The 26,560-nt window shown below is 49.4% G+C and carries 23 protein-coding genes and 1 tRNA gene; 6 read left to right on the forward strand and 18 right to left on the reverse strand.

All coding sequences use genetic code 11. The features are described 5' to 3' along the window. Window positions 1-131: 131 nt before the first annotated feature. The gene (gene lpxC / locus FMR86_RS09935) at window positions 132-1,058 is read left to right on the forward strand and encodes a UDP-3-O-acyl-N-acetylglucosamine deacetylase (RefSeq protein WP_163350952.1); all 927 of its coding nucleotides are present in this window, start codon (window positions 132-134) and stop codon (window positions 1,056-1,058) included. A gap of 51 nt (window positions 1,059-1,109) precedes the next feature. Here lpxC and FMR86_RS09940 read toward each other — a convergent pair whose 3' ends face one another. The 4 genes from FMR86_RS09940 to FMR86_RS09955 are packed head-to-tail and all read right to left on the reverse strand — an operon-like array spanning window position 1,110 to window position 5,675. Then, entirely contained in the window at window positions 1,110-1,991 is an 882-nt protein-coding gene (locus FMR86_RS09940; RefSeq protein WP_163350954.1) for an oxaloacetate decarboxylase, read from the reverse strand. 53 nt (window positions 1,992-2,044) lie between these two features. Beyond that, on the reverse strand, window positions 2,045-4,264 hold the full coding sequence (locus FMR86_RS09945) for a PAS domain-containing sensor histidine kinase (protein ID WP_163350956.1): 2,220 nt from the start codon (window positions 4,262-4,264) through the stop codon (window positions 2,045-2,047). A 36-nt stretch (window positions 4,265-4,300) separates the two neighbouring features. Further along, complete coding sequence (locus tag FMR86_RS09950) at window positions 4,301-5,434, reverse strand: ABC transporter substrate-binding protein (RefSeq protein WP_163350958.1); 1,134 nt, start codon at window positions 5,432-5,434, stop codon at window positions 4,301-4,303. Further along, a complete protein-coding gene (locus FMR86_RS09955) occupies window positions 5,415-5,675 on the reverse strand; it encodes a hypothetical protein (RefSeq protein WP_163350960.1) in 261 nt (86 codons plus the stop codon). Before FMR86_RS09955 ends, FMR86_RS09950 begins: the two co-directional genes overlap by 20 nt. Here FMR86_RS09955 and FMR86_RS09960 point away from each other — a divergent pair. From FMR86_RS09960 to FMR86_RS09975, 4 genes are all read left to right on the forward strand, one after another. After that, window positions 5,656-7,659: a molybdopterin-dependent oxidoreductase gene (locus tag FMR86_RS09960; RefSeq protein WP_163350962.1), complete on the forward strand. Its 2,004-nt coding sequence runs from the start codon at window positions 5,656-5,658 to the stop codon at window positions 7,657-7,659. The two genes, FMR86_RS09955 and FMR86_RS09960, sit on opposite strands and share 20 nt — an antisense overlap. A gap of 100 nt (window positions 7,660-7,759) precedes the next feature. Further along, window positions 7,760-8,737 carry an ABC transporter substrate-binding protein gene (locus FMR86_RS09965; protein ID WP_163350964.1) on the forward strand — a complete coding sequence of 326 codons (978 nt, stop codon included), beginning with the start codon at window positions 7,760-7,762 and terminating at the stop codon, window positions 8,735-8,737. A 14-nt stretch (window positions 8,738-8,751) separates the two neighbouring features. Then, window positions 8,752-11,385, forward strand: coding sequence for a PAS domain S-box protein (locus FMR86_RS09970; protein ID WP_163350966.1), 2,634 nt, complete (start codon window positions 8,752-8,754; stop codon window positions 11,383-11,385). A gap of 77 nt (window positions 11,386-11,462) precedes the next feature. Next, window positions 11,463-11,538 (forward strand) — tRNA-Ala (locus FMR86_RS09975). An 83-nt stretch (window positions 11,539-11,621) separates the two neighbouring features. On the opposite strand, the gene FMR86_RS09980 is transcribed toward FMR86_RS09975, so the two are convergent. Next, window positions 11,622-12,290 (reverse strand): YaaA family protein, encoded by a 669-nt coding sequence (locus FMR86_RS09980; RefSeq protein ID WP_163350968.1) that lies wholly within the window; start codon window positions 12,288-12,290, stop codon window positions 11,622-11,624. 186 nt (window positions 12,291-12,476) lie between these two features. Between FMR86_RS09980 and FMR86_RS09985 the strand changes: the two genes are divergently transcribed. Beyond that, complete coding sequence (locus FMR86_RS09985; RefSeq protein ID WP_163350970.1) at window positions 12,477-14,609, forward strand: methyl-accepting chemotaxis protein; 2,133 nt, start codon at window positions 12,477-12,479, stop codon at window positions 14,607-14,609. Window positions 14,610-14,808: 199 nt separating this feature from the next. Here FMR86_RS09985 and FMR86_RS09990 read toward each other — a convergent pair whose 3' ends face one another. The 13 genes from FMR86_RS09990 to FMR86_RS10050 form a co-directional block, all read right to left on the reverse strand. Further along, window positions 14,809-15,642 carry a hypothetical protein gene (locus FMR86_RS09990; protein ID WP_163350972.1) on the reverse strand — a complete coding sequence of 278 codons (834 nt, stop codon included), beginning with the start codon at window positions 15,640-15,642 and terminating at the stop codon, window positions 14,809-14,811. A 6-nt stretch (window positions 15,643-15,648) separates the two neighbouring features. Beyond that, entirely contained in the window at window positions 15,649-16,059 is a 411-nt protein-coding gene (locus tag FMR86_RS09995; protein WP_163350974.1) for a potassium-transporting ATPase subunit C, read from the reverse strand. Window positions 16,060-16,136: 77 nt separating this feature from the next. Beyond that, window positions 16,137-16,457, reverse strand: a complete 321-nt coding sequence (locus FMR86_RS10000) for a hypothetical protein (protein WP_163350976.1) — start codon at window positions 16,455-16,457, stop codon at window positions 16,137-16,139. 5 nt (window positions 16,458-16,462) lie between these two features. Beyond that, window positions 16,463-17,167 (reverse strand): flagellar basal body-associated protein FliL, encoded by a 705-nt coding sequence (gene fliL / locus FMR86_RS10005; RefSeq protein ID WP_163350977.1) that lies wholly within the window; start codon window positions 17,165-17,167, stop codon window positions 16,463-16,465. Between the two features lie 101 nt (window positions 17,168-17,268). Next, entirely contained in the window at window positions 17,269-17,652 is a 384-nt protein-coding gene (locus tag FMR86_RS10010) for a chemotaxis response regulator CheY (protein ID WP_163350979.1), read from the reverse strand. Between the two features lie 10 nt (window positions 17,653-17,662). Next, window positions 17,663-18,454 (reverse strand): FliA/WhiG family RNA polymerase sigma factor, encoded by a 792-nt coding sequence (locus FMR86_RS10015; RefSeq protein ID WP_163350981.1) that lies wholly within the window; start codon window positions 18,452-18,454, stop codon window positions 17,663-17,665. Then, window positions 18,396-19,223 carry a MinD/ParA family protein gene (locus FMR86_RS10020; protein WP_163350983.1) on the reverse strand — a complete coding sequence of 276 codons (828 nt, stop codon included), beginning with the start codon at window positions 19,221-19,223 and terminating at the stop codon, window positions 18,396-18,398. The genes FMR86_RS10015 and FMR86_RS10020 overlap by 59 nt, the downstream gene beginning before the upstream one ends. Before the next feature lie 103 nt (window positions 19,224-19,326). Beyond that, window positions 19,327-20,415 carry a flagellar biosynthesis protein FlhF gene (locus tag FMR86_RS10025; RefSeq protein WP_163350985.1) on the reverse strand — a complete coding sequence of 363 codons (1,089 nt, stop codon included), beginning with the start codon at window positions 20,413-20,415 and terminating at the stop codon, window positions 19,327-19,329. Window positions 20,416-20,428: 13 nt separating this feature from the next. Then, complete coding sequence (gene flhA, locus FMR86_RS10030; protein ID WP_163350987.1) at window positions 20,429-22,516, reverse strand: flagellar biosynthesis protein FlhA; 2,088 nt, start codon at window positions 22,514-22,516, stop codon at window positions 20,429-20,431. Window positions 22,517-22,585: 69 nt separating this feature from the next. After that, a complete protein-coding gene (gene flhB / locus FMR86_RS10035) occupies window positions 22,586-23,647 on the reverse strand; it encodes a flagellar biosynthesis protein FlhB (RefSeq protein ID WP_163350989.1) in 1,062 nt (353 codons plus the stop codon). 11 nt (window positions 23,648-23,658) lie between these two features. Continuing rightward, window positions 23,659-24,462, reverse strand: coding sequence for a flagellar biosynthetic protein FliR (fliR, locus tag FMR86_RS10040; RefSeq protein ID WP_163350992.1), 804 nt, complete (start codon window positions 24,460-24,462; stop codon window positions 23,659-23,661). 177 nt (window positions 24,463-24,639) lie between these two features. Continuing rightward, entirely contained in the window at window positions 24,640-25,545 is a 906-nt protein-coding gene (locus FMR86_RS10045; protein WP_163350994.1) for a M23 family metallopeptidase, read from the reverse strand. 75 nt (window positions 25,546-25,620) lie between these two features. Next, a complete protein-coding gene (locus FMR86_RS10050; RefSeq protein WP_163350996.1) occupies window positions 25,621-26,370 on the reverse strand; it encodes an ATP-binding protein in 750 nt (249 codons plus the stop codon). Window positions 26,371-26,560 lie beyond the last annotated feature (190 nt).

Below are 26,560 nucleotides of genomic sequence, written 5' to 3' on the forward strand. Positions count from 1 at the left end.
TGTTGTAAAAATACAACTAGTTACGTTTTGTGATAATTGATATAATTAAAAAGTTTATTAAAATCAGTATGTTGAAAAACTCCTTTAGAGTGGCATATTAATTGCTACATAGAGTGGCAACAGGAGATAATATGCTACAAACTACTATTCAGAACACAGTGAGATGTAAGGGTATCGGGCTTCACAGCGGTAAACAGGTGGAGATTGTGCTCCGTCCTGCTGTGGAAGATACCGGAATCCTTTTTTCGCTCCATACCGGTTCTGGAAGCTCATTTATTACTCCCAATCCCAATCTGGTTGTAGCAACCGGACTGGCCACCACTCTCGGTAACGGACAGGATTCCGTTTCCACTGTCGAACATCTGCTCGCCGCGGTACGCGGAATGGGCATTGATAATATTCATGTAGAAGTAAGAGGTAATGAACTGCCCATTATGGATGGCAGCGCAGGTCCTTTTGTATATCTGCTCCGTCAGGCCGGAGTTCGTGATCTTGCCAAGCCGCGCAAGGTTCTGGCTGTGACCAAATCACTTAATTTCGAGCAGGACGGCAAGTATGTCAGGGCTTTTCCCCATGACGGTTTTGCTGTTGATTATACCATTGATTTCGAACACCCCCAGATCGGCAAACAGACCCTTTCCCTTGAGATTACTCCTGATGTTTTCATGGACGAGCTGGCTAAAGCCAGAACTTTCGGCTTCCTGAAAGAGGTTGAATACCTGCATGCCAACGGTCTTGCACTGGGCGGTTCCCTTGATAACGCTGTTGTTCTTGATGATTACGGTATTCTGAACGACGGCGGTCTTCGCTTTGCTGATGAGTTTGTAAGGCATAAAATGCTTGATTTTATCGGTGACATGGCTGTTCTTGAAATGCCCCTGCAGGGCCGTTTCGAAGTCTATGCTTCCGGTCACGCGCTGAACAACGCTTTCCTGAAATATATCAATGAGAACGCTGTGGATTATCTTGAAGAGCGCGCTCTTGAGCCTGCAGCCGGAAAGGTTGCGGAAAAGGGCTTCACCCCGGTTGCACCGGAGGCCGTTCCCGCTCCTGCATAGCAGTAAGTTTTTACGAGAAAAAAGACCCGTCGGTTTCGGCGGGTCTTTTTTTTATTTGTCTGTCCCGTTTAGAAATATTTTTTCCCGTTCCCGAATTTTATCCGCGCCGATGAAGCTGTAGTATTCAGCGAAATCCATCATATTTTCCGGGGTGGCGAAACTTTCTGTGCTGCCTTCTTCTTTGAGTGTGGTTGCCCATTTTTGTACTGCCCGTGCTGCGGCGTAGAGCGGGCCGCAGGCGTAGGCGGCAAGTGCGTAGCCCACATCCTGAAGCTCGTCCTTGTTCAGGAACGGGGTTTTGCCGCCTTCAATCATATTGGCCATGCTGGGGACCGGAATTTCGGCATTGACCCGGCGCATTTCGTCCACAGAACCCACCGCTTCCACAAAGACCATGTCCGCCCCGGCTTCAGCGTAAATTTTTCCCCGTCTGATGGCTTCATCCAGACCGTATACAGCCTTGGCGTCGGTACGGGCCATGATTGTTAAATCCGGATTTTTGCGTGCCCAGAGGGCGGCCTTCAGCTTGGGCAGGTATTCTTCCACATCCACTACGGATTTTCCGCCCATATGCCCGCACCGTTTGGGGTAGGTCTGGTCCTCAATGAATAGGGCAGCCGCGCCCATTTGTTCCACCTGCTGCACTGTGCGGATGACGTTATTCACATCACCGAATCCGGTGTCGATATCGACCATGACCGGGAGCTCGGTACGGGCGATGAGATTGGCGTAATGGGTCAGCATTTCGCTGGAGCTGATCATGCCGATATCCGGAAGACCCAGCAGAGAGCTTGAGGTGCCGTACCCGGCAATGCAGGTGGCTTTGAATCCGGCCTGCTCAATAGCCAGCAGGGATATGCCGTCATAGGCCACGGGCATGAGTAAAATTTCGGGGCTGTTGACCAGTTTACGGAATAGTGTTGTTTTGTTCATATGTTTCCTTGAGGTTGGCATTGTATGGATGCTAAGTGTTGTTAAGGGTAAATTTAATTTTCCTGTTTTACCGGGAGGGTGATGGTGAAGCGGGTCCAGTTGCCTGTTTCCGAATCTATGCTCATGGAACCTTTGTGCTGTTCGGTTATAATAAAGTAGGCAACTGACAGCCCTAGTCCCGTGCCTTTGCCCACGGGTTTGGTTGTGTAGAACGGTTCGAATATTCGCGATCTTGCCTTTTCGTTTATTCCCGGTCCATTGTCCTCGATCTGTACTGTGACATCCTGTCTTTCCTGATAAATTTTTATGGTGAAGCAGGGAGATGAGCCGGAGTACTCTTTGTCCTTCATGGCTTCGGCCCCGTTCTTCATGATGTTGAAGAAGACCTGCTGAATCTCGCTTCTTTCGCAAAAAACATCAGCAATATTTTCACTGTAATCGCGCACAATCCTGATCTTTTTGAAGTCAAACTGCTTTTTCAGGTTATAGTCGCTGGCGGCAATATCAATTGTTTCGTCCAGCAGGTCTGCTATGTTCTGCGGCTCCATGTTTTTTTCGCTTTTGCGGCTGAAGCTGAGCATGTTGCGGACAATGGTGGAGGCCCGGTTTGTGGAAGATTTGATGGCTTCCATCATTTTAGGGATATCCCGCGCATCCAGATATCTGTGCATGTCTTCGAGCGACAATCCGTATTTTTCAGCAGCAGCCTGATTGGCCGGGAGGTCCCCGAAAATGCGTTTCTGCATATTGTAGATATTGCCGGAAATTCCGGCCAGCGGATTGTTGATTTCATGGGCCATTCCTGCCGCAAGCCCCCCCAGCGACATCATCTTTTCGGATTGCACCATGATCTGCTCAAGCCGGACTTTGTCGGTTACATCGTCCAAACGGATTACCGCACCTTCAATACCGTTGCTTTCAAGGGGGTATATGGTGATATCTTCATGGTAGGTTCTGCCGTCCTGAAGATGGGTCAGCCTGCCCTCACTGCGGGGTTTGGAGCTGTGCATGGCTGTTCGTATGTCCGCCATTTTGGAAGAAAGTCGCGGGTAGACATCTTCAAGGGCGCGCCCTGCGGCGTCTTTGCTTCTTATTCCGGATTCCAGTTCGGCCTGCGCGTTCCACTGGATAATTTTTGTTGAACTGTCCACGGCAATGAGTACGGAGGGCATGGAGTTGATGATATTGCTCAACAGGCTGCGCAGTTTCTGCATTTCGCTCAATTGCTGCGCGAGATCCCGGTTCAGGGTGTTGATTTCCTGTTCTCGTGATTCAATGCTGGAGGACATCTTTCCGAAAGCAGTCGCAATTTCATCGAATTCCCGGATGTCTTTCGGAGTTGCAGAGCGGCTGTAATCTCCGCGTGAAACCTGTGCTGCAAGGGAGACCAGCTCATTAAAGTTGGAGCCGATTGTTTTCAGCCTGAAGAGCAGGACTATCATGCCCAGAAACAGTATCAGCAGGGCAAGAGTGGTGAACGCAATGGTGTAGGTGATCAGGTCCCGGTACACTTCTTTTGAGTTTTGGTAGATCAAAGCCACCCAGCGGGACGGGCCGATGGAAGCAGCGTAGGCCGTATCATAATTTTTGTCGTTTTTGATTGATTCCTTGCGGACTGATTTTCCGGAAATATCTTTGAATAGTTTAAAATGCGGATCTTCAGTGCGTTGCAGTACCTGTGTCTCATCCGTGTGGGCAATGTAGGTTCCGGTCTGGTCGGTGACTGCAAGGATGCTGTGTTCTCCTATATTCAGTTCCTTGATCAGCGAGTTGAGATTCGGGAACGTTACATTGGCGATCAGCACTCCATTTTGTACAGGAATTGAGATCTGGAATACAGGTGTCCGGTGGGTGGCTGAAATAATAGCCGGGGACCAGTAAACTGTTTTTTTTACATATGCATTTTTAAATGAAGGGTAGTTGGACATGTCCATCCCCAGCACATCCTTGGAAAAAGGGGAAAGAGCATAAACAATCCCTTCGTTATTCAGCAGCCGGACCTGATGTATTGCCGGATTGGCCATGATGATGGCCTGCAGATATATTTCGGTTTGTACCGCCGTATTTTTATTTTTCTCGATTGCTTTTGCACAATTCTGTAAGGAGCTCTGGATGTTGTGCATTTCTTCTTCAACAATACTTACTATAAGTTTTGCTGAAGAATTGTTTTTGTCATCAATATCCGTTTTGAAGTGGGTTAAAGTGTATGCGTATGCCAGTGCAGCAAATAGTAAAAATGGAATTGTTGTCGATACAATGAAGTGTACCGACATTATTTTTCTTAATGATTTTTTCTTTTTCATACGAATCTAGTTGTCGTTGACAAAATTACCGTTCTTGATGGTGACGATGTTGTATTTTTCTTTGACGTCACCGAATTTATTAAAAATAATATTATTTCCCAGTACATTGAATTCTTTTTTATTAAGTATAGTATGTTTTATCTGGGCGGGATTATATGATTTTGTATGCTCAAGGCCGTAAACAGCGATTTTAAATATCTCAGCATACAGAGTGAATATGAATGAAGGGTCTTTGTAGTATCTATCAAGATATTGCTTTTTCAGGGCAGCTATTTCGGGGTCAAGATTTTCGTAGTCGTACATGCCTATGAGACGCATTCCTTCCACTGCCTTTCCGCCATGGGTGATGATGTCATTGGACTGGGTCCAGCTGACCCCGAAAAAGAGAGCTTGGTCCATCCCGGTTTTGTGCAGGGCCTGTGCTATCATGGCCGCGTCAAAACCGTTGGTGATAAAAAGAATTGAATCAGGTTTCCCGGCAATAATTTTTTCAGCTATGGCAGTAAAGTCCGGTTTCCGGTTGCTGTAATAATTTATTTCAACCGGAACTTCCTTTCCTGCTTCCTGCATCAGTTTTTTATATCTTCCGGCTATGGCTTTTACATATTTGGGGTTTTCCATGTCACCGACAATTGCGGTTCTGCCCAGGCCCAGGGCAAGCCCCCTTTCTGCAAGTGCGTTTGCCTGTCCTGTGCTGGAGGTGGCGGTGCGCAGCAGGTTATCGTCTTTGTCTGCAAGGAAGTCAGTACTCATGGTCGGACTCATGATCAGTACGTCGCGCCCTTCAATGGTTTCTGTTGTCGCTTCCGCCATGGAGCTGGTGATGGGACCTAAGATTACGCGGACGTCATTTTTGATGAGATCGTTAATGGCGGCTTTGCACGCTTCAGGCGAGCTTTTGTCATCCCGGATAACCAGTTCTATTTTTCTGCCGTTTATTCCGCCGGCTTTGTTCTGTTCTTCAGTCATGAGTTGCAGGGTATTTCGGGCGGTAACCCCCAGTTCAGAAAATTGTCCGGTTATGCTGCCCACAAAACCTATTTTAACGCTGGCAGTGTCAGTACATGAAGAGAGGGTCAGCAGAACGGTCAGCATTATGATACAGTACGAACATACTGATTTACGGATATATTTTTTCACAATTATCTCCTGTGGCATCCAAACTGGGCCGGGTGCTCCTGTTTCGTCCAAGATGTTTTTCAGGTGGGAAAAAAATAATCAATTGTTGGTTTATTAAGTAGTAACTTACCACAGCAATTGATAAAAATCCCGTATAATATTTAGGATGTTTACCCTTTGCTGGATTAACCGCTGAATGTGGTTTAAGATTATCTTCAATTCCTTTTTTTCGAGGTAATTCCATGCCGATATTTAAATCCATCTGTCCTTATGATTGTCCCACCAGTTGCGGTCTCTTAGTGGAAAGTGACGGTGTTCTGATCAGTAAAGTAAAAGGTGATCCCGATGATCCGGTCTGCGCAGGGCTGATCTGCCGCAAGATGCAGCACTATGAAAAGTCCATCCATTCCCCGGAGCGCATCCTTACTCCCATGAAACGGAGCGGGGGCAAGGGGGACGGCTGCTTTGAACCCATCGCGTGGGATGAAGCGGTGGAGGCTATCACCGCAAAGTGGAAACAGGCTCTGGATGAGTTCGGCCCGGATTCCATTCTTCCGTTCTACTATTCCGGGGTCATGAGCCTGATTCAACGCAGTTGCGGGGATGGATTGTTTAACAGGATGGGAGCCTGTGAACTGGTTAAGACCCTGTGTTCTTCGGCCAAGAGTGCCGGGTACAAGTCGGTTATGGGCGATACCGGTTGTCTTGACCCCCGTGAACTGGCGGACAGCGATTTTTATCTTGTCTGGGGAAGCAACATGAAAGCCACCCGGCTGCAGAGCATGCCCGATCTGGTCAAGGGTCGTAAACAGGGCAACCGTGTGGTGCTGATTGAGTGTTTTGCCGGGGAAATGGCCGAGTATTGTGATCAGGTGGTGCTGGTCAAACCCGGCACGGACGGTGCGCTGGCTCTAGGCATGATGCATGTGCTGGCCGAAGAAGGGCTGGAAGATTCGGAGTTCCTGCAGAGTGAAGCCGTAGGCTACGCTGAGTTCAAAGCTTCTCTTGAGCAATACACTCCGGCATGGGCTGAGTCTGCAACCGGAGTCCCGGCACAGGTCATTATTGAGCTGGCCCGTGAATACGCTTCGGCTTCGGCTCCGGCAATTATTCTCGGCAGCGGTAATTCCCGTTACGGCAACGGGGGCATGACCGTGCGGCTGATCACCATTCTCTCCGCTTTCACCGGGGCGTGGCAGCAGTCCGGAGGCGGGCTTTGCGGCTGTAATCCCGGCGGCGGTCCTTATGTGGATACGAACCGCATCACCCGGCCGGACCTGCGCCGCAGGGCTGGACGGCAGGTGAATATAAACCAGCTGGGCATGGCTCTCAAGGGCGGCGAAGGGCAGGTGCCGATTCGTTGCCTGCATATTTTCGGCAGCAATCCGGTGGGCTCGGTCTCCAATCAGATCGGTATCCGTGAAGGTCTGGAGAATCCGGACCTGTTCACCGTTGTCCACGAGCGTTTCATGACTGACACCGCACGTTATGCCGATATCATCCTGCCCGCGACATTTTCCGTGGAGCAGTCGGACTGCTACAGTTCTTACGGCTATTGCTCATTCGGCGCGGCCCGTAAGATTATCCCTGCGCCCGGAGAATGTAAAAGCAATTGGGATATCTTCTGCCTGCTTGCCAAGGCTATGGGGTACGGTGAGTCTCATTTCCAGCGTTCGGAAGAAGATCTGCTGGATGAATTGCTGGCCAATCCCCTGCAGGGCTTGCAGAATATCAGTGCTCACCAGCGCGATACCCTGCAAAACGGCGGGATGATTTCCGCATCTTTTGCCGACCACACGGATTGGAAAACCCCGTCGGGCAAGATTCAGATTATGGACAACGCACAGGATGAACCGTTGCCGTTCTATCAGGAATGTCATGGCGGAACTTATCCGCTGCAGCTGATTGCCGTTCCCAGCACTGAGACCCTTAATTCCATTTTTCTTGAGCGGGACGAGCTTGTGGAAAGCCGGGGTGCCATGTTTCTGGATATCCATCCCGATGATGCGGCTGCCCGCTCCATTGCTGACGGTGATGAAATTGTTGCTTTCAATGATCTGGGTGAAGTAACTTTCACCGCCCGGGTGACTCCGCTGGTGGCGAAAGGGGCGGTTGCCGCAGCAGGCATATTTAAATCGTCCCAGTCGGCCAACAGGAATCTGGTCAATGCGTTGCATCACGAGCGTCTTTCCGACATCGGCGAGGCAACAACCTTGAATGATAATACGGTTGAGGTCCGGCGTTGAGGGCAGAGATTCCAGCCAACAGTTTTGCATGATAATTTACCGGCTCAGGTCGTTGTGTTATTGTCGGGGTGTTGCGCTACTTTACGAACAGGAGGGAAGGATGCGGAAAAGTGTTCTTACGGCGGGAGTTCTGTTTATATTTTTTGCAGTGGCGGTTTATCTTTTTATGCCTTTTGATGCTGATGAAAAAGTGCATAAAATCGGCGTTTTGCAATTTACAAAAAATAATCTTTCCACCTTTGAAGGGTTCAAGGACGGCTTAAAGGAACTGGGCTACCCGGAAGGGGATAAGGTTGTTTATTTTTTTGACGGTCCTGCTCCTTCCAAGAATGATCTTGTCGGCTATATGCAGAAACTGCTCGACCGGAAGCCGGATTTGATTTTCGCGTCACCCACACCTGCTGCAATAGTGGCTAAGAAAATGACTGCAGGTACAGGGATTCCGGTTGTTTTTGCTCCGGTCAACGACCCTGTTTCTGCCGGGATCGTAAAAGACGTACGTGCTCCTGCCGGAAATATCACCGGGGTCCGCCTGTCCGCCAGCGATGGACGCAGGCTGCTGTCGCTTAAGGATGTTGTTCCTTCTGTGAATAATGTCTTTGTGCCTTACAGTCCGGGCGATAAAAGCGCGGCTGCGAGTCTGAGAATGCTTGAGGACGCCGCTCCGAAGGTCGGGGTTATCCTCACTAAAAAGCCGTTCTATAAAGAAACAAACATTCTGGTGGATAAAAGCTATGTCCCTGACGGTGTGGATGCCATACTCCTGCCGCGTGAAGGGCTGGTCATGTCCCGGATCAGGGATTTTGTGACTTTGTGCTTAGAGCGCAAGCTGCCGCTTTCAACTCCGCGCTATAAGCAGGTAGAGCTGGGGGCCCTGACCGGATATGGATTTAATGGTTACAAAATCGGTCGTCAGAGTGCCCGTATGGCCCACATGCTTCTCTCCGGGGCACCAGTATCTTCATTGCCTGTTGAAACCTCTGAGGATTACCTGTTCATCAATTTGAAGACAGCCGGGAAAATCGGTGTGGATATCAGTGATGAAATTTTGCGGCAGGCTCAAGAGATTGTCAGGTAAAATCCGGAATTGAAATGAGAACTCTTTATTCCATACTTTTTCGCTCCTATATAGTGCTTGCGCTGGTTCCGCTGGTGCTGCTGGGGATTATGCTGACCGTCTGGATTGCCAGCGGGCAGATCGCTGCATCCTATCGGCAGGAACAGAGTATGGCCAGGCATGTTGCCCATGATTTGAAGCGTCATTTTTCCGCGCTGGAAGAAAAGCTGTTCAGCTTGAACCAGTTCAGGAATTTTACGACCGTTTCTGACGTGGAAGCGCAGCATTTCGCCAAGGAATTGGTAGCACGGCAGAATTCAATATGTTCGCTTGTTCTTCTGGATGGTGATGGCCGGATAAGGTGCAGGGTTTCTTCCAGTAAAGTCTATGACAGTTCGGAGCCGCTCGGTGCTGCTGATTCAGCACTGTTTGAACAAACTGTGTCCGCTGGCAAGGTCACTTATGGCCGGGTCTATGAGGGCGGCAATTGTGGCGGGAGGATTTTGCAGGTCGGGGTGCCGTTAAAGGACAGAATGTCAGGAAAAACAGGTGTTGTGCTGTTGGCGGATTTCAGGCTCAGCACAGCATGGCGTGATGTTACCGAGCAGAATTTTCAGGACGGAGAATCACTTTTTCTGGTGGGCGCGGATGGACAGGTTCTGGCCCATCCCAATCCTTCTTTTGTGCTGGCGAAGAAGAAGGCATTGTCAATAGACGATGGGAAGCTGCGTAAAAATATCAGCGGTGATTATGTCATCGGGGCCTACTCGGAACTGAGCCTTGGAAACCTGACCTTCCGGGTGGTGGCGGAACGGCTGGCTGAAACAGCACTGGTGCCCGCTATGCGTTCGGCCGGAGTGGCCCTGCTGGCAACGATCCTCACTGCCGGATTGGTTTTTATTGCCACTCTCCGTACTGCAAGAAGGATTACCCGTCCGGTTAAGCTCTTAACTGAAGCAGCTTTGAATATTAAAGATCAGAGCTTTTATCCCGGAATTACCATCGGTGGATTTGAGGAAATTGCCGATTTGTCGCAGGCTTTTGATTCCATGACCCGTAATCTGCAACGTATGCTGGAAGAACTGGAACATGAAATTCAGATCAGGAAGGATTCTGAAGAGGCTCTTTCCTTAAGCGAAGAGCGTTTTCGTTCCATGTTCGAATTCAATTCCGTTGCCATGCTGCTTATTGATCCTGAGAACGGCAGAATACTTGAAGCCAACAATGCTGCAAGCCGTTTTTACGGCTGGTCAGTAGAGGAAATGACTTCATTTTATATCGGCGATATCAACGTCGCAGGGCATGCTGCTCTTAGGGAACGGATGAAAAAAGTTGTGGATGGGGAAATTTCAAGATTTGAATTTCAGCACAGGCTGGCTGACGGCAGAATCTGCGATGTGGATGTTTATACCGGGCCCATCCCCTTGGAAGGAAAGCATGTCGTTTTTTCCAGCATCATTGATATTACTAAACGCAAGGAAGCGGAGCGGGAACTGCAGGATAGCGAAGAAAGGTTCCGCGCGCTGCACAATGCTTCTTTCGGCGGGATTGCCATACATGAGCAGGGCCTAATTCTGGATTGCAATCAGGGACTTGCCGAAGTTTCCGGTTACGGTATTGCCGAGCTTGAAGGACTGGATATTACCCGGTTGATCGCTGAGAAATCGCGGGCCGTGGTGGAAAAAAACATCCGTGACGGTGTAGAAAAAGCATACGAGGCCAATGGCATACACAAAGATGGCACTGAATATCCGGTTCATCTGGAATCAAGAAATATTCCCTATCAGGGCCGTGTTGTTCAGGTGCTTGAGTTCAGGGATTTGACAGATCAGAAAAGGGCTGAGGAATTTATAATTCAGAACGAAAAGATGATGTCACTGGGCGGTCTTGCTGCAGGCATGGCCCACGAGATCAACAATCCGCTGGCGGCCATTGTGGGCTCCTGCCAGAATCTGCAGAACAGGCTGCTTAAGGATATTCCCAAAAACAGGGCTGTGGCAGATGAATGCGGCATTTCGTTTGATCATATCCTTCGCTATGCCGAGGCTCGCGATTGCGACAATATGGTGCAGTCCATTTATGAATCCGGGAAGAGGGCCGCGGATATTGTCAAAGACATGCTCAGTTTCAGCCGCAGGAATGAGAAATCCCTGATCAGCAACAAGATTACCGAGCTGATGGATAACACCCTCAAGCTGGTCAGTAATGATTATGATCTCAAAAAGAATTATGATTTCAAGAAGATCAAAATCGTCAGGGAGTATGAAGACGGTAACAGCAATGTTGTTTGTTACAGCAACCAGATTCAACAGGTCTTTTTTAATCTGCTTAAAAACGCCGCCCATGCCATGTCGGAAAAAGAATATATCGACGATGCGCCCCGGATAATTATCAGAAGTTACTCCCGCAACGCAGTGAGCTTTATTGAAGTGGAGGATAACGGTACCGGCTTGGCAGAGGGTGCAAAACAAAGGGTTTTTGAACCTTTCTTTTCCACCAAAAGTCCCGGAAAAGGAACCGGGCTTGGGTTGTCCGTATCTTATTTTATTGTGGTGAAGCAGCATTGCGGTTCCATGGAAGTTGTTTCCGAACCCGGAAAATGGACCCGTTTTGTAATTAGTCTGCCCATGGAAGGCCCGCAATCACAGGAAGGTATTGGGGAAGCTTGATTTTTTGTACTAAATTCAGGGAAGAGTGTTGACAGCCAGCGCAGGATTCTATAAACACTCTTCTCACCCAACAGCGTGGGGCTGTAGCTCAGTTGGGAGAGCGCTTGAATGGCATTCAAGAGGCCGTGGGTTCGATTCCCTCCAGCTCCACCAAGATATTTCTTAAGGCTTACGATGAAAATCGTAAGCCTTTTTTTTGTAACCTGTTTTCGATGTGGCCGGTAGAGTCCGGTCAATCAGGGCTGAATTTCCTTTAAGAAAATTTCACCAGTCCACTTATAGCCTTCTTCTTTAAAATCTTTAAAATGCTTTGGGTCTGTGATGTTGTTTTCAATCAACCACCTGATAAAGCGACCTTTAATGTGCTTTCCCTGATGGCCTGCAGGCATTTTTTTTCCTGCTTTTTTCAGGACAAATTCAACTTCAATTCCATGATCATAGTTCACAGCCTTCTTGTGTGCCTGCGGCAATAAATCAATAACAAATTTATCTTTTAATTGTTCTGAATTGGAATTCAGCCATAGTTTGGCAGCCTTTAATTTATCAATTTTCAGGCGATAATCAGGAATCAAATCAGTGGGGCGGACAAGGCCGAACAGCCCTGACACAATTAATACTTTTTCATCGAAGTCTGATTTGTTTTTCAAAGTCTGATAATCAATAGCGTCATAAACAACACCAGTATACCTTTCAATTGCCGGCATTGTTTTTGAGCTTAAGACGTTCTTATTTGCAGTGATTGCTTTCTCAAGCGCATTTTTCTTAAGTCCGTACAGCTTTTTAGGGTCAGCTTCTTTGATCGCTTCAATTAAGTTGGCAGCAATACCTGATACAGACTTTAAAGGTTCATTCTTCCCCCCGTCAGCTTTGCCCTCTGATGGTGGAATCAAGATGATGGTTTTCATAAGATATTAAACTAACCGGGCTACGCAGGGTTGTCCATTTTTTTGCTGCATGTGTCCATTATGCCTGTCATACCTTTTCATTGTACACTTATTTCCCACACATGCTTGACTCCACTGGTGGCAGCGGTAAATATGGGGTATTAATTTCGAGAAGCTGTCGGTATTTATATATTTCAAGGAGAACCCATGTTCCGGTCAATCAGTACTAGGATTTCATATATAGTCGCTGCTGTTGTTGTCGCTTCCACGCTGGTTACGCTGATTTTCACCAGTTCCACCCTTGAGGATGATCTGATTGACGGGCAGGGACGTAGTGCCCGGAACACCATCAGGATGGGCATGCTCTATCTGCAGGAGGGGCATCAGTCTCTTGACCGTTACCGCAAGCATGCCTTTGATGACCGCAAACAGGCCATCAAAGATGCCATGACCATCTTCCTCGGACAGATTGATAATTTTTACGCTCTCTACAAGTCCGGAAAACTCACTGAAGAGCAGGCCAAGAATGCGGCTTACCGCCTTGCCCGCAATACCAGATATTTCAACAACGACTATTTTTTCATCTACACTGATAAACTGCACGCGCTGGCCCATCCTAACCGCGCTCTTGAAGGGCGTGATCTGTCTAAATTAAAGGATAATAACGGTTATGCCTTCGGCCCGGATATGATCCGCAAGGCCACTCGCGAAGGGGGCGGTTATGTGAAACTGTTATGGCCCCGGCTCGGGGAGTCTGCAGCCAGTCCTAAAATCCTGTATGTGAAAGGGTTCCCCAGGTGGAATTGGATCATCGGGACCGGGGCGTATGTTGATGACATTGAGGCTGCAGTAGAAAGGCAGAAAAAGGGTTTGATCAAGGAAATGCGTAAGGGATTTTCTCAGATTCGTCTTGCCGAGACCGGGCGTCTTTTTATCTTTAATAATGATAAAAAGGTGCTGGTGCCGCCTCTTGGTGCTGGGCCTGATTTTGAGAAGACCATTAACCTGAATACCGGGAAGACTCTGATCCATGATCTGAAAGAGATTGGTAAACTGGGTGAATGGCGGCTTGATTACAAGGTCCGCAGACAGGACGGGCAGATTGTCGAACGTCAGTCGTATGTCCGGTTTTTCGCTCCTCTGGGCTGGTATGTGGCTTCCACCGTGCCCATGCGTGAAGTTTTTGCCCCTGTTGAGGACCTGATCATGAAGCAGGGTGGGATCAGTTTTCTGATTCTGCTGCTGACCATCGGGGTTATTTATTGGGTGATCCGGAGAATTTGTCTGCCTATCCGCAGTGTCTCTAAGGTTGCATTTCACGTTTCCAAGGGAGACCTGCGTGAAGCCCGTAAAGTTTTTGCCATGGCCACGGATAAGGGGCACCTTAGAAAGGTGGTTGATTCCTTTGAGACAGGTAAGGAGAAGCGTTTTGACGAGGTTGACTATCTTGTCAAATCCATCCACACCATGCTGCTTACCCTGAACTCACTGGTCAGTCAGGTGCAGAGGTCCGGGGATCAGGTTACAGGATCGGCCCTCAAGCTGGGGACAGCCATCAATCAGCTGGAAGCGGCAGTGGAAAATCAGGCTGCGGCGACACAGGAACTGGGCAGTTCTTCGCGTGAGATTTCCGCGACCTCTCAGGAACTGGCCCGGACCATGAACGAGTCTACCACTGTTGCGGTTTCCACCGGAGATCTGGCTGCGCAGGGCGTGCGTGATCTAGGCGAAATGGGCCAGACAATGGATGCCATGCGCGATGCTTCAGGCGGTATCTTTTCCAAGCTTTCGGTGATCAATTCCAAGGCGGCCAACATCAGCTCGGTGGTTACTTCCATTTCCAAGATTTCAGAGCAGATCAACCTGCTTTCCCTGAACGCTGCCATTGAAGCGGAAAAGGCCGGGGAATTCGGGCAGGGCTTTTCTGTCGTAGCCCGTGAAATTCGCAAACTTGCCGATCAGACCGCCATGTCCACCCTTGATATCGAAAAAATCGTGGCCGAGATGCTTTCCGCTGTTTCCGCCGGGGTTATGGAGATGGATAAGTTCCGCAAGCAGGTGGAGAACGGGGTCAGCAATGTGGCTGTGCTCGGGGACGGTATCTCAGGTGTCGTAACTCAGGTCCAGACCCTGACTCCGCGCTTTGAGTCGGTCAACGAAGGTATGCAGAACCAGAGCGAAGGAGCGGAGCAGATCAGCAAGGCCATGATTCAGCTCAGCGAAACTTCCATTCAAACCAAGGATGCACTTTCCGAGTTTGTGGTCATCACCGAACAGCTGGCCAATTCCGTAGCCAGCCTTGAAGAAGAAGTTGCCGCTTTTCAGGTCGAGCAAGATTAAGAATGCCTCCGTCGGCCCTTGCGGGGCACCCTGCCGGGGGCCTCAAAACCTTTTGGGAAAAGGGTTTAAGAATCCCACAAAACTGCAGGAAAGCGGATTTGGACGTTGCCGAATAGGCAACGCCCCGTAGGGGTGAGCCTCAGGACGAGGCGAATCAAACTTTTTTATTTGGCTTCGCCGCTTTGTGAGTTAAATTTTGCTAGCCGTTTAATAGTTCGGCCAGCACTCCGCCTGCATTGTGGGGCGGGATGTGTTCTGTTCCCAGAAATTCGGGGAAATCTGCTTTGAAGCCCGGTTCCAGCAGGGCTTTCAAGCGTGGATCATCGGTCAGTAGCTTGAATCCGCATTGCGGCTTTTTATACATGATTTTGAAGCGTGCCGGTAGGGATGGGGGCAGGTCCAGAGAGAATAACAGCTCGTAGAATGAGTTGTCAGGATTTTCATTGTCCACCCGTGTTTTGAGCACAATCTCCTGATTCAGTCCGCAAGGGACCAGCCACGGCATATAGTAGAGTCTGGTTGTGGGAAGAACTGAATTCAGTCTTGCCGCAGAATTCAAAGTCTTGAAGAATAGAATCGCAGTTTTTACATCATTTTCAAGCAGATTTAGAAATCTATTTTTGCGCCCTGTGGCGTTGCTTATGTTTTCGTCTTGCAGTTGGTTTAATATTGAACTGGCTTGTGCTTGGAATGTTGCCCTGTTGCTGACAAATTCACGGGTAACGCCGGCCGGATTTATATACGCGCCATGACCGCTGAGGTGGGCGGGGTCGATTTCTTTGAGGATGATGTCCGGGTAAAGCTGCTCCACATGGAAGGTGAGGATGTCGCCGGGAGAAGCATTGGTCTGGATGGAGGCCAGCAGTTCCAGATCTTCGATAATTACCCAGCCCAGTTTCGGCTGGTACCAGTTAATGAGTTTGCCCTGCAGTATTTGACCGACGGAAAATTTTTTGCGGAACATGGCAGAGCGTTCGGACGATTTTTTGCCTCCGCCGCTGAAACCGCGATTTCCATATTTAGAAATTTTCATGGTTAATTAACTATGCTGATCAATAATTAATTCGACTTCTTCGATAGACAGCCCGGTGGCTTTGGCGAGTCTGCTGACTGGTTTGCCTTCTTTGTGTCCGGTGAGGATAATCTGGCGCAGAAACTGCGGCGAGCGTGAGAATTCTTCAGCTTGGGAGAGGATTTTTTTAAGCTTCTTTGACTTGCGGTCAAGCATCATATCGAGCTGGGCCAGTTCTTCCTGCCGCTCGGCGAAGGTATTCATCATCTCGTTTTCAAGCTGGGTGTTGAACTGGAGTTTTTTGACGAATTCTTCCTGCTTGAGCTGAAGCTGGGTGACAAGTTCTTCGGACTTGCGCAGTCTGAGGAAGAAAAATATTACAGCGACAAGCAGGGCTATCTCGGTTACGGAAAAGAAAATCAGCAGGAATACAGTCATAATTAGCTATGGTAAAGGTTCGTTGAATCGGTAATAGTCTGCCCTGTTTGCAGGAGAAGGGCAATAGGCGTGTTAAATCAAATCTTCACATTGATAATATTGCCGGACCACGGGGACTGCTTGGTCTGTGTCTCTTCTTCCGGCTCTTCTTCATGCTTCTGCCGTTTGCGCGGTGAATGCTGCTGTCCGCCCTTGTTCTCTTCATCCTTTACAGAGATGGCGGCTTCGTCTTTTTCGGTCTTCTGAATCTGTGACTGGGCTTTTTTATTCTTTTCCTTTTCTTCAGGATTAATCATGAGGGTCTGCTGAAGTCCCGCTTTGGTGACTTCAGAATTGGAAATCTTCTGGACATTCGCAAGCTGCGAAATGATCAGGGGCATATCCACAGGACCGGGCATGACTTTTACCTCACGAGATACTCCTCAAACAGGATTTTCTCAAATTCACCTGCCACGATATACTGGTTGATCACCATGAGCAGGTCTTTTTTCAGCTTCTCTACATTCTTCTCATCGGCTAAAAACTGTAAATCTTTATTTTTGAGATAAAAGTAGACTGCGTCACGCAGGATGAGGGTCTTGCGTCCGTATTCGGCCACAACCCGTTCATCAGTGGTGGTCATGGCAAAGCGGGCGATAAGGAATCTGGTGCGGTTGTCCTTGTCTTTCTGTTCGATCCAGAACGGGTCCATGCGCAGCAGGGTTACGCCCGGTTCTTCCGGTGGCGGAGGCGGTGCTTCCTCAACTGCTTCCATAGGAATTTCCTCCATTGTTTCTTCAACAGCGGGTTCTTCCTTGGGCGGTGGCGGTGGGGAATCAAAAAAGAAAAGTTTTACCAGAATGGCAACAAGCAGAATGATGATTACGCCGATGCCGGCAAAAATCATAAGTTTGGTCTTGGATTTTTTTTCAGGTGGCGCCTCTTCCAGCGCATCCAGTTCTTCCGGCTCATCGTCCGGAATATCGTCGTCTTCGTCTTCGTCCTCAAGAAAAGGAGCATCGTCAAGGTCCAGCTCAACTTTTTGAGCTGCCTTGCTGGCAGGGGCCGAAGATTGAGTTTCCTCCCCGGATTCAGAATCATCAATATCATCAAGAGCGAGGAAAATCATGCACGTATCCTGAAGGACAAGGTTCCGGACGGGAAGCTAGCAGCTGCCGCCTGAAATATGATCAGCGGACATGCAGGCCATGTCCGCTGAACAGGAATGTTTTATTCAAAAATTTTATTGATTTTCTGGCCGAGAGTGTCAGGGGTGAAAGGCTTAACAATGTAGTTGGAAACCTTGGCCTGAACAGCCTCGATGATGTTTTCCTGCTGTGCTTCAGCTGTAACCATCAGGAAGGGAATGTCGGCGAATTCTTCACTGGCTCTTACTTTGCGCAGCAGTTCGATGCCGGTCATCTGGGGCATGTTCCAGTCGGAAACTATGAACTCGATGCTGTCGTCTTTGTTCAGGGTTTCCCATGCTGTTGTGCCGTCATCAGCTTCCACGATGTTGGTGAAGCCGATCTGGCGGAGGATGTTTTTGATAATGCGACGCATGGTAGCGAAGTCATCCACAACAAGAACTTTCATAGAGTAATCAATCGCCATTTATTTCTCCTTAAGGTTCCGTCTGATATTTATCGTGGAACATTTTTCTCAATTTTTTCAAGGCTTGGGAGTGTAATTGGGACACTCTGCCTTCTGTGATCTCCATTACTTCAGAGGTCTCTTTCATATTGAGTTCCTCCCCGTAGTACAGAGATAATACCAGTTTTTCCCTCGGCGTCAAATTATCAATCAGATCAGCTACCTTGTCCACTGTTTCTTGAAAAGCAGCACTTTGAAAAGGTTCGTCATCAAGCTGTGAATCTTTGTTGCTGGGGATATTGTCATTGAAGGCGTCAAGATTGACGCAGATCTGGTTCTGCAGTGCTTCAAGCCCCTGCTGAACATCTTTTGCAGAAAGTCCTGTAGCTTCCTCAATCTGTGCACTGGTCGGTTTTTCACCTGTTTCGTGCTCCAGCTCGCGGATGCTGTTTTCAATGGTTTTAACTTTCTGGCGAAGGCCCCGTGAAAACCAGTCCATACGCCGCAGTTCATCAAGCATGGCTCCCTTGATGCGGTTTTCCGCATAGGTTTCAAACTTGATCTTAAGTTCGGCGCGAAATTTTCCAAGCGATTCCACAAGCCCCAGACTTCCGGCACTGATAAGTTCTCCAAGCTCCACATTCTGCGGGAGCTTGGCTTTCATGCGGAGCGCGATAATACGTATTTTGGGCGAATAATGCCGTACTATCGCCTCTTGATCTGCGGGCGAAAAATCTTCCCAGTCTGTAGTCCCGGCTTCGAGATTAAGCCACGGACTGTTCTTGGAAGAGAAGTTTTTTCCAGAAGAACTTGATATTACCATCTAGCTCGGATGTCGCTTTCCATTTGGTTATTTTTTTAGCAGTTTCAGCAATCTGGGCACAAGCCGGGCTTGAGGGTGCAACCTTGCACAGCGGGGTCTGTTTGATGACCGCCTGACGCATGTTCGGATCGCGGGGGATGACACCCACCAGATCCAGAGAAACTCCACTCAGAAAGTGGTCACAGGCCATGTAGAGTTTCTTGAACACTTCCTTGGCTCCTTTCATGTCCGGAGCCATGTTTACCAGAACCTTGAATTTGTCAACCCCGTGATGCAGTTTCATGACCTTGATCAGGGCATAGGCATCGGTCAGCGAGGTCGGTTCCGGGGTCAGTACCAGAAGCCGCTGCTGTACGGCAAGGTTGAAGTAGAGAACGTTATCGTTGATGCCTGCACCGGTATCGACAATAAGGTAGTCAATTTCATCTTCAAGGTGGTCCATGGCTTCCAGCAGGTCCAGTTTCTGGCCGGTGGAAAGGGAGACCATGTCGCTTACGCCGGAAGAGGCCGGGAGAATGTCGAATCCGTATTCGGTCTTGTGCAGCACTTCCCTGATTCCTGTTCCCTCGTGAAAGAGATGGAAGAGGTTGTACTTGGGTGCAATACCCAGCAGGACGTCGACGTTGGCGAGGCCGAGGTCGGCATCCAGCAGCAAGACTTTCTTGCCCATGCGGCTTAAGTTGTAGGCCAGGTTTACGGAAATGTTTGTCTTGCCTACTCCCCCTTTACCGGAGGTTACTGAAAATACCATGGGAAGATTGGAATTCATTTGTATCACCCTGTTCTTATTTATCTATACTGTTTACGTTGCCAGCGATTTTTATGCAACGAATATTGTGCCTGAATTATCTTATTTTTCTTGGTAAAGACGGTTATACCGCCTTGGCGAATTTCATTTTTTCCTCGGTGGGAAGCTGGTGTTTGAAAACCAGTCTCCAGAAATCTTTTTCACAGGCCGGCTTCATGCTGTTGCGCAGTCCGGAACCATAGGAAAGCAGGGAAACCGGAAGGCCGCTTTCGTATGATGTGTTTACCAGTGCGCCGTAATTGCATGCTTCATCAAGTTTGGTCCAGATGAGGCTTTTTACTTTGTCGGATTTGAATTTTTTCAGGAAGGCGGTGTACTGCGCAGGTGCGTAGTAGGGGTTGAGCACCAGATGTACAGCCAGATCGCAGGGACCTGTCATGCCGCAGGCGGCCAGCCAGCCTTCCAGTTCTGCATTTCCGGAGAGTCCGGGCAGGTCGATGAAGACCCTGTCGAATTTCTGACTTTCGCCGATAAGCTTGGCGAAATCTTCGCGGGATGCCAGCTCTCTGAACTCAAGTCCGGAAAGGTCGGCATAGTGGCGCAGGACCAGGCGGCCCTTGCCCTGTCCCTGATCTGCAGAGGCAAGACAGATGCGGGAGGCGGGGTTTTCTTTCTTTTCTTTGAGAGCCAGGCGGATAATGGTCGAGGTTTTGCCTACGCCGTGCGGTCCGGCGAGGGCTTGAAATTTCTGGGGCCAGTTGCTCGCATCAAGTGCACGGACCGTAGTGATTTTTTCCAGTTCAGGAAGGATGGCCTTGGACTTGTCTCCGCGCAGTTGCTGGAAGAGATCGAGGATGACCTTGCTTTCCACGCCTTCGCGCTCAAGATACTCAAGGGCGAGACGCTGGCGGGGGGCCAGCAGGTTCAGATTCATCTGCGGCTTCAGGAGGGCCATCATGTGGCCTTTGATCTGGTTCCATTCCTGATTCCAGTCCGGGATGTTGCTCATGGCATCGTCAATGACTTCTTCCCGTGTTTCCTGAGCCGGGGCAGGTGCTTCCTGACCGTCAACGCCGACCATGATCTCGTGGATCTTGCGTCCGTCTTCCTCAACAGATTTGTTGCTGAGGATGATTGCGTTGTCGCCGAATTCCGCCTTGATTTCGGCGAAGACCGCTGCAGTGCTGTTGCCTCTGAATGTTTTTACCCGCATATTACCAACCTTTTTAAATCTCTACGGTACCCGCAGACATGATTCTTACGCTCGCAGGAATCTCGGCCTGCGATATTACAGGTATGGTAGGCAAGAAGCGTACCATCAGTTGAGCCAAGTGGCTTCTCAGCTGAGGAGCACATAAAAGCACCGGCTGACCGTCAGTTTCCAGTACACCTTCCGCCGCAGTGTTGACGGACTGGATGAGCTGCTGGGCACTGCCGGGGTCGAGGGCCAGAAAACCGCCGGTTTCGGAGGAGCGTATCGCATCGTTGAGCTTGGCGTCCGCATTGGGGCCGAAGGTCAGGATGGGCAGGCTGCCGTCGCTGGCAAGGTAAGGCTTGATAATGGTCCTGCTCATGTGGGAGCGGACGTATTCAGTCAGCTGGTTGGGGTCCGGAATAGAGGGACCGTAGTCAGCCATGGCTTCAACGATGGTCAGCAGGTCACGTATGGATACGTTTTCGCGCACAAGGTTCTGGAGAACTTTCTGGACCACGCCGAGAGAAAGGATGTTGGGAACAAGGTCTTCAACAGCCTTGGGAGCGCGCTTGGAAAGGTTGTCCAGCAGATCTTGTGTTTCCTGCCTGCCGAGGAATTCGCCGAGGTTGCGACGGAATACTTCGGTAAGGTGGGTGGCGATAACTGTTGACGGATCGACAACGGTGTAGCCTGCGAGCATGGCTTCTTCCTTCTGGGTGTCGGGAATCCAGACAGCGGGAAGGTTGAATGCGGGCTCGACGGTTTCAATACCTTTGATCCTGTGCTTGGCGTCGCCCGGATCCATGGCCAGCTGATGGTCGATGAGGATTTCAGCGGAGGCCACGGCGTTACCCTTGATGAGTACGCGGTATTCACCGGGTTTGAGCTGCAGGTTGTCACGCAGATGCAGTGACGGAATAATGACACCCATATCCAGAGCGTACTGACGGCGGATGGATCGGATACGTGAGAGCAGGTTGCCGCTCTGTTCTTCGTCCACCAGCGGGATCAGGCCGTAGCCGACTTCCAGTTCGAGGGAATCCAGAGGCAGCAGGGCCTGTACCTCTTCGGGGCTGTCCAGTGAAGGCTGTTCGGCCTTTGCTTTCTGTGCTTTTTCCTCTTGCTGCTGCTCTTCGGCTTCAGCGTCACGTCCGAGCAGGGAAACAGCGTAGACAATCGCTGCAAGGCAGAGAAAGGGGATGGTGGGCATGCCGGGTACGATACCGAAGACCACAAGGATGACGGATACCAGCTTGAGTGCCCGGGAATGATAAGTAAGCTGTCCGATGAATTCTTCACCCATCTTGGCTTCGGCAGCGGCACGGGAAACAATGATACCTGCGGAAGTGGAGATAATCAGTGAAGGGATGGTGGAGACGAGACCGTCACCGATGGTCAGCAGGGTGTAGGTCTGGGCTGCGTCGGTCCAGTGCATTCCTTTCTGGAGTACACCGATGAGGATACCGCCGATGATGTTGATGGCGGTGATCATGATACCTGCGTTGACGTCCCCCTGTACGAACTTACCGGCACCGTCCATGGCACCGTAGAAATCTGATTCGCGGCGCAGGTCTTCACGCTGCTCGCGAGCTTCGTCTTCATTGATCAGTCCGGAGTTGAGGTCCGCTTCAATGGCCATCTGTTTACCGGGCATGGCGTCAAGGGTGAATCTGGCGGCTACTTCCGCGATACGTGTGGTACCGGAAACGATAACAGTTTTGTTCAGGATGAACAGGATCATAAAAATGACGATACCGATGACGTAGTTACCACCGACAACAAATTCACCGAAGCTTTGAATAACGCTACCTGCTGCCGACGTACCTTCATCTCCGTACAGCAGGATGGCACGGGTTGTGGCCACGTTCAGGGCCAGCCGGAGCAGGGTGGTTACCAGCAGCAGTGAGGGAAAGATGGAAAATTCAAGGGGTGATTCCAGGAACATGGCGGTGATCAGGATGACCAGTCCCAGTGAAATACTCACTGTGAGCATGAAGTCGATAAACATGGTCGGCAGGGGAATGAGCATAACGAAGAGAATCATTACAACTCCGCCCGCGAGAAGGACATCCCCCTGCTTGGCAAATTGCTGGTAATTTATCACTTTTGATTCGGCCATGATTTTGACACCCCTTTCAGGTCTTGTTTTTTCTGTGGCATTTCTACCCCGGAAGAGGTGTGCAGGCCTTTATTTACGCGTGAATTTGTTCAGTTTTGCAAGTATTGCCGCGACAGCCTTGTAAAGTTCTTCCGGAATGATGTCACCGATCTCAACCTGTTTATACAAAGCCTGTGCCAAAGGCTTGTTCTCACGGATAGGCACTTTGTTTTCGCGGGCTATTTCCTTGATGCGTTCAGCCACTTTGTTCATTCCTTTGGCAAGGACCAGCGGGGCCGGGGCTAGTATAGCGTCATATTTCAGGGCGATGGCGTAGTGGGTCGGGTTGGTGATAACCACATCTGCATTGGGTACTTCAGCCATCATGCGCTGCTGAAGCATAGCCATCATTTTCTGTTTCTGTTGCTGTTTGATTTTCGGATCACCTTCTGCCTGTTTTCGTTCGTCTTTGACTTCATCCTTGGTCATTTTCATTTCTTCATGGTAATTCCAGCGCTGGTACCAGAGGTCTATTACAGCCAGAATAAGCATGGGCAGCATGGTGTAGGTGACCATTTTATATCCGATACTGAGTACATAAATAGCCAGTTCATGGGCACTGGAATAGAACAGAGGCAGAAAATTTCCAACTTCATTTTTGATAATTATGTAAGGGGCGATCCCGACGATTACCGCAAAAAGAATACTCTTAATGAGCCTGATTGCTGTCTTTATATCGAGCATCAACTTTTTCAGCCCGGACATCAGGTTGAACATCTTGCCGAATTTCGGTTTGAAAACTTTAGTGGTCCACAGGCTTCCTACCTGAAGCCGCAGAACAACGAAGGCGACAAAAGCAATGAAGAGGAAAAGAGGCAGCAGAATTAGGGCCAGTCTTTGTGAGCACCATTGGAAAAGCTGGTAAACAGACTGTTTGTCGAGTTGGGTGAAAATTCCTTTGGTAAAGAACCATTGGAATATTTCGTAGAACTGCTCGTAGTAGAAGTCCATGATTGCCCGCAGACAGACCACACCCGCAATGAGGGTCATGGTTTTGCCCATTTCTTCCCCTTTGGCGACACTTCCGTCCTGGCGTGCTTTGTTAAGCCGTTTGGGCGTCGCCTTTTCAGTTCTACTAGGGTCTTTAGCCATTCTGCTTCCTCCTAGTTGCCAATGGGCAGGTCCGGCGGGCTTCCGGCTTTAATGATGCTTAAAAGATAGGCGGGCAGGTCGGCTACAAATTCTCCTACATGCAGGGCCAGAACATTAAAGACGAGACCGAGGACAAAGAATCCGGCCATAATTTTAAGGGGGAATCCGAGCATGAGTACGTTCATCTGCGGGGCCATCTTACTGATCAGTGCCAGACCTAGGTCGACCACAAAGATGGTGGCGATAATGGGTGAGGCGACTTTTACCGCGAGGACGAGCAGGTCCTTGGAGATAACCATTATCTGGCTTGTCAGGGTGGACGAAATGAATATCTGGCCCGGGGGAATGTATTTGAAACTTTCCACCATGGCTGACATCAGATAGAGGTGGCCGTTGATGCTCAGGAAGACCAGAATTGCGCACATGTACAGGAAGTGGGCGGTGACCGCTTCATTGACTCCGGTCACCGGGTCGAGGACGTTGACCATGGAAAAGCCCATCTGTACGCCGATGAGGTTACCCCCGGTCTGGATCGCGGCGAACATTACATGCACTGAAATCCCCAGAACCAGTCCGAGTACAAGTTCACCAAGTATCATCAGGGCTATGTAGTATGGGCTGGCCGGCATGAGGCTGCCGTCAAAGCCGACATAGGGCCAGATGCCCAGTGTCAAAACAAGTGTCAGGGCGGCCTTTACCGGGTTTGGGATGGATTTTCCTCCAAAAAAAGGCATTAAAAACAGCACAATACTAACCCTGAACAGGGTTAGGTAAAAGCTCATCAGGTCGCTGGGTTTGAAATCAAAAAAAGTCATGCTGTCCTCGTTTCAAACAGGTCTGCAAATTCAGGACCTATTCTTCGAGTTCTATTACCACCAAGAGCCGCATAGGGCAAAGGGGGATAGGGGATATCTCTATTTTTTAAGAACAAAATCAAAAAAAGGTCCGCGAAGATAGTTCTTTGCGGACCTTGGTGTTCTTTTTTGTCTCGGCTAGTTTAGGATGTAGCGCATGGGGTTGACCGGAACTCCGCCAAGCCGCACTTCGTAGTGGACATGGGGGCCGGTGGAACGCCCTGTGTTGCCTGCGTAACCGATAAGTTCGCCGCGGGTTACAACCTGACCTTTTTTAACGATCTGCTGTTTCATGTGACCGTAGCGGGTGGAGAGGTTGGCTCCGTGGTTGATTTTAATGAGTTTGCCGTAACCGCCCTGTTTGCCGGAAAAGGATACAGTCCCTTTTGCCGGAGCATAAATGGGGGTTCCGATGGGGCAGGAAATGTCAATACCCTTATGGTATTCACGTTTTCCTGTGAATGGGGAACTTCTCCAGCCGAAGGGAGAGGTTACCCAGCCTTCGGCCGGCCAGATGGAAGGGGTGGCATCCAGTGCGTCCTGTTTGGAGCGCATGGAGTGGATGATTTCCTGCTGGCGTACTTCTTCAAGTTTGGCTTCTGTGCTGAGCTGGGCGAGAAAGTCGTGCATTTTACGGACAAGGAGTTCCTGTCTGTAGAGGGGCAGATAATTGTTGGAGAATTCTGCTCCGGTGGAACCGCCTTTGGGGGCTACGTTCTGGACGTTGCCCTGATCAAGGTTGATCATGACCCGCAGTTTGGAGTCGAAATTGCGGACCCGGTCAAGGTCCTGCGAAATATTCTGCATTTTCTGGGAAAGGGAAAGCAACTGGGCTTTTTGTTCCTGAACAGCCTTTTCTGCACGGGCAAGGTTGTTTTCCAGTCCGGAATAGTTCTGGTAATATTTCCAGAGGTATATGTTGCCTCCGGCCAGACCTGCGACAATTGCGAAAATGAAGAAGAATATCCATCCGCGAAGCTGGAATTTGCGGGCGTTGTCGCAGGGGTTTTTAAAAATTACTACGTGATATTTTTTTGATAGCATAATCAGTATGGGCCTTGTTTTATATATGACGCTTGAGTTTGTCTGGTTAACAGGCGCAATAAATTTGAAAAATTTTTAAGATGTTTTCATGTTTAAGTCAAGCTGCCAGCGTCTTAAAGCATTAAAAGTATTGTTTCTGGAGCCGGGCATTTTGCGCCATTCCTGCTCCAGCCAGCTGTTGATTTCGCTGCGCTTGGTGTTGTCGTCGGAGGGGCACTTGTTGTTCCAGACGGGCAGTTCCCACTGCCGGGCCGCTGCCTTGATGTATTTCTTTTCCAGCATAAGAGTGGGGCGGATAAGTTGTAATTTTCCTTGGAAAAAAGATTCATTTGCGGATAGGCCCTGAACGCGTCCGCTTTGCAGCATGTTCATGTGAAAAGTGGTTACCAGATCGTCGGCTGTATGTCCGAGTGCCAGGTGGGTCAGGTCGTACTGGTCGCAGAGTTCGAACAGTCTTTTGCGTCTCAACCGGCTGCAGTAAAAACACGGAGATTTTTTTTTGTTTTCGGGTCCGTGCGCCCTCGGGCCGAAGTCGGTCAGCTCAATGTGTGAAGCAACTCCGTTCTCGCGACACCATTCAGAGAGGGGGTGGTGGTTTTCCGGGACAAATCCGGGGTTAACATGCAGGACCATGAGTTCTATATTAAATGGTATGATAGCCTGACGGATAAGCATGGTGCGGATAAGTACGAAGCTGTCTACGCCCCCGGATACAGCGATCCCTATACGGTCTCCGTCTTTGATCATCTCGGTTTTCTGCATAAGCATTCCGACGGTTGAAACGCATTTTTTCTGGGCAAAGCTTAGTTTTCCCCATTTTGCCATTTTATTCTCCGGGTCGACTTTAAGTAAGTTGTGGAAAAAATCGAGTTTATAATTTATTGATAACCAAGTCAGGCGGAGATGTCCGACTGACGGGATGGGGATTTTGCCCTAAAATGTATTGACATGCAAGTTTATATCTCTTATTTTAACAAATTGCTCCGTTGTTGAATAGTGTCGTGAGTCTGCTAAT

Source organism: Desulfovibrio sp. JC010 (genome assembly GCF_010470675.1).
In the GTDB taxonomy this organism is placed as follows: domain Bacteria; phylum Desulfobacterota; class Desulfovibrionia; order Desulfovibrionales; family Desulfovibrionaceae; genus Maridesulfovibrio.

What these genes read in the sequence shown, in the direction of transcription:
- lpxC (WP_163350952.1), top strand. Translation starts at nt 132, where the DNA reads ATGCTACAAACTACTATTCAGAACACAGTGAGATGTAAGGGTATCGGG.
- FMR86_RS09940 (WP_163350954.1), bottom strand. Translation starts at nt 1,991, where the DNA reads ATGAACAAAACAACACTATTCCGTAAACTGGTCAACAGCCCCGAAATT.
- FMR86_RS09945 (WP_163350956.1), bottom strand. Translation starts at nt 4,264, where the DNA reads ATGTCGGTACACTTCATTGTATCGACAACAATTCCATTTTTACTATTT.
- FMR86_RS09960 (WP_163350962.1), top strand. Translation starts at nt 5,656, where the DNA reads ATGCCGATATTTAAATCCATCTGTCCTTATGATTGTCCCACCAGTTGC.
- FMR86_RS09955 (WP_163350960.1), bottom strand. Translation starts at nt 5,675, where the DNA reads ATGGATTTAAATATCGGCATGGAATTACCTCGAAAAAAAGGAATTGAA.
- FMR86_RS09965 (WP_163350964.1), top strand. Translation starts at nt 7,760, where the DNA reads ATGCGGAAAAGTGTTCTTACGGCGGGAGTTCTGTTTATATTTTTTGCA.
- FMR86_RS09970 (WP_163350966.1), top strand. Translation starts at nt 8,752, where the DNA reads ATGAGAACTCTTTATTCCATACTTTTTCGCTCCTATATAGTGCTTGCG.
- FMR86_RS09980 (WP_163350968.1), bottom strand. Translation starts at nt 12,290, where the DNA reads ATGAAAACCATCATCTTGATTCCACCATCAGAGGGCAAAGCTGACGGG.
- FMR86_RS09985 (WP_163350970.1), top strand. Translation starts at nt 12,477, where the DNA reads ATGTTCCGGTCAATCAGTACTAGGATTTCATATATAGTCGCTGCTGTT.
- FMR86_RS09990 (WP_163350972.1), bottom strand. Translation starts at nt 15,642, where the DNA reads ATGAAAATTTCTAAATATGGAAATCGCGGTTTCAGCGGCGGAGGCAAA.
- FMR86_RS09995 (WP_163350974.1), bottom strand. Translation starts at nt 16,059, where the DNA reads ATGACTGTATTCCTGCTGATTTTCTTTTCCGTAACCGAGATAGCCCTG.
- FMR86_RS10000 (WP_163350976.1), bottom strand. Translation starts at nt 16,457, where the DNA reads ATGCCCGGTCCTGTGGATATGCCCCTGATCATTTCGCAGCTTGCGAAT.
- fliL (WP_163350977.1), bottom strand. Translation starts at nt 17,167, where the DNA reads ATGATTTTCCTCGCTCTTGATGATATTGATGATTCTGAATCCGGGGAG.
- FMR86_RS10010 (WP_163350979.1), bottom strand. Translation starts at nt 17,652, where the DNA reads ATGGCGATTGATTACTCTATGAAAGTTCTTGTTGTGGATGACTTCGCT.
- FMR86_RS10015 (WP_163350981.1), bottom strand. Translation starts at nt 18,454, where the DNA reads ATGGTAATATCAAGTTCTTCTGGAAAAAACTTCTCTTCCAAGAACAGT.
- FMR86_RS10020 (WP_163350983.1), bottom strand. Translation starts at nt 19,223, where the DNA reads ATGAATTCCAATCTTCCCATGGTATTTTCAGTAACCTCCGGTAAAGGG.
- FMR86_RS10025 (WP_163350985.1), bottom strand. Translation starts at nt 20,415, where the DNA reads ATGCGGGTAAAAACATTCAGAGGCAACAGCACTGCAGCGGTCTTCGCC.
- flhA (WP_163350987.1), bottom strand. Translation starts at nt 22,516, where the DNA reads ATGGCCGAATCAAAAGTGATAAATTACCAGCAATTTGCCAAGCAGGGG.
- flhB (WP_163350989.1), bottom strand. Translation starts at nt 23,647, where the DNA reads ATGGCTAAAGACCCTAGTAGAACTGAAAAGGCGACGCCCAAACGGCTT.
- fliR (WP_163350992.1), bottom strand. Translation starts at nt 24,462, where the DNA reads ATGACTTTTTTTGATTTCAAACCCAGCGACCTGATGAGCTTTTACCTA.
- FMR86_RS10045 (WP_163350994.1), bottom strand. Translation starts at nt 25,545, where the DNA reads ATGCTATCAAAAAAATATCACGTAGTAATTTTTAAAAACCCCTGCGAC.
- FMR86_RS10050 (WP_163350996.1), bottom strand. Translation starts at nt 26,370, where the DNA reads ATGGCAAAATGGGGAAAACTAAGCTTTGCCCAGAAAAAATGCGTTTCA.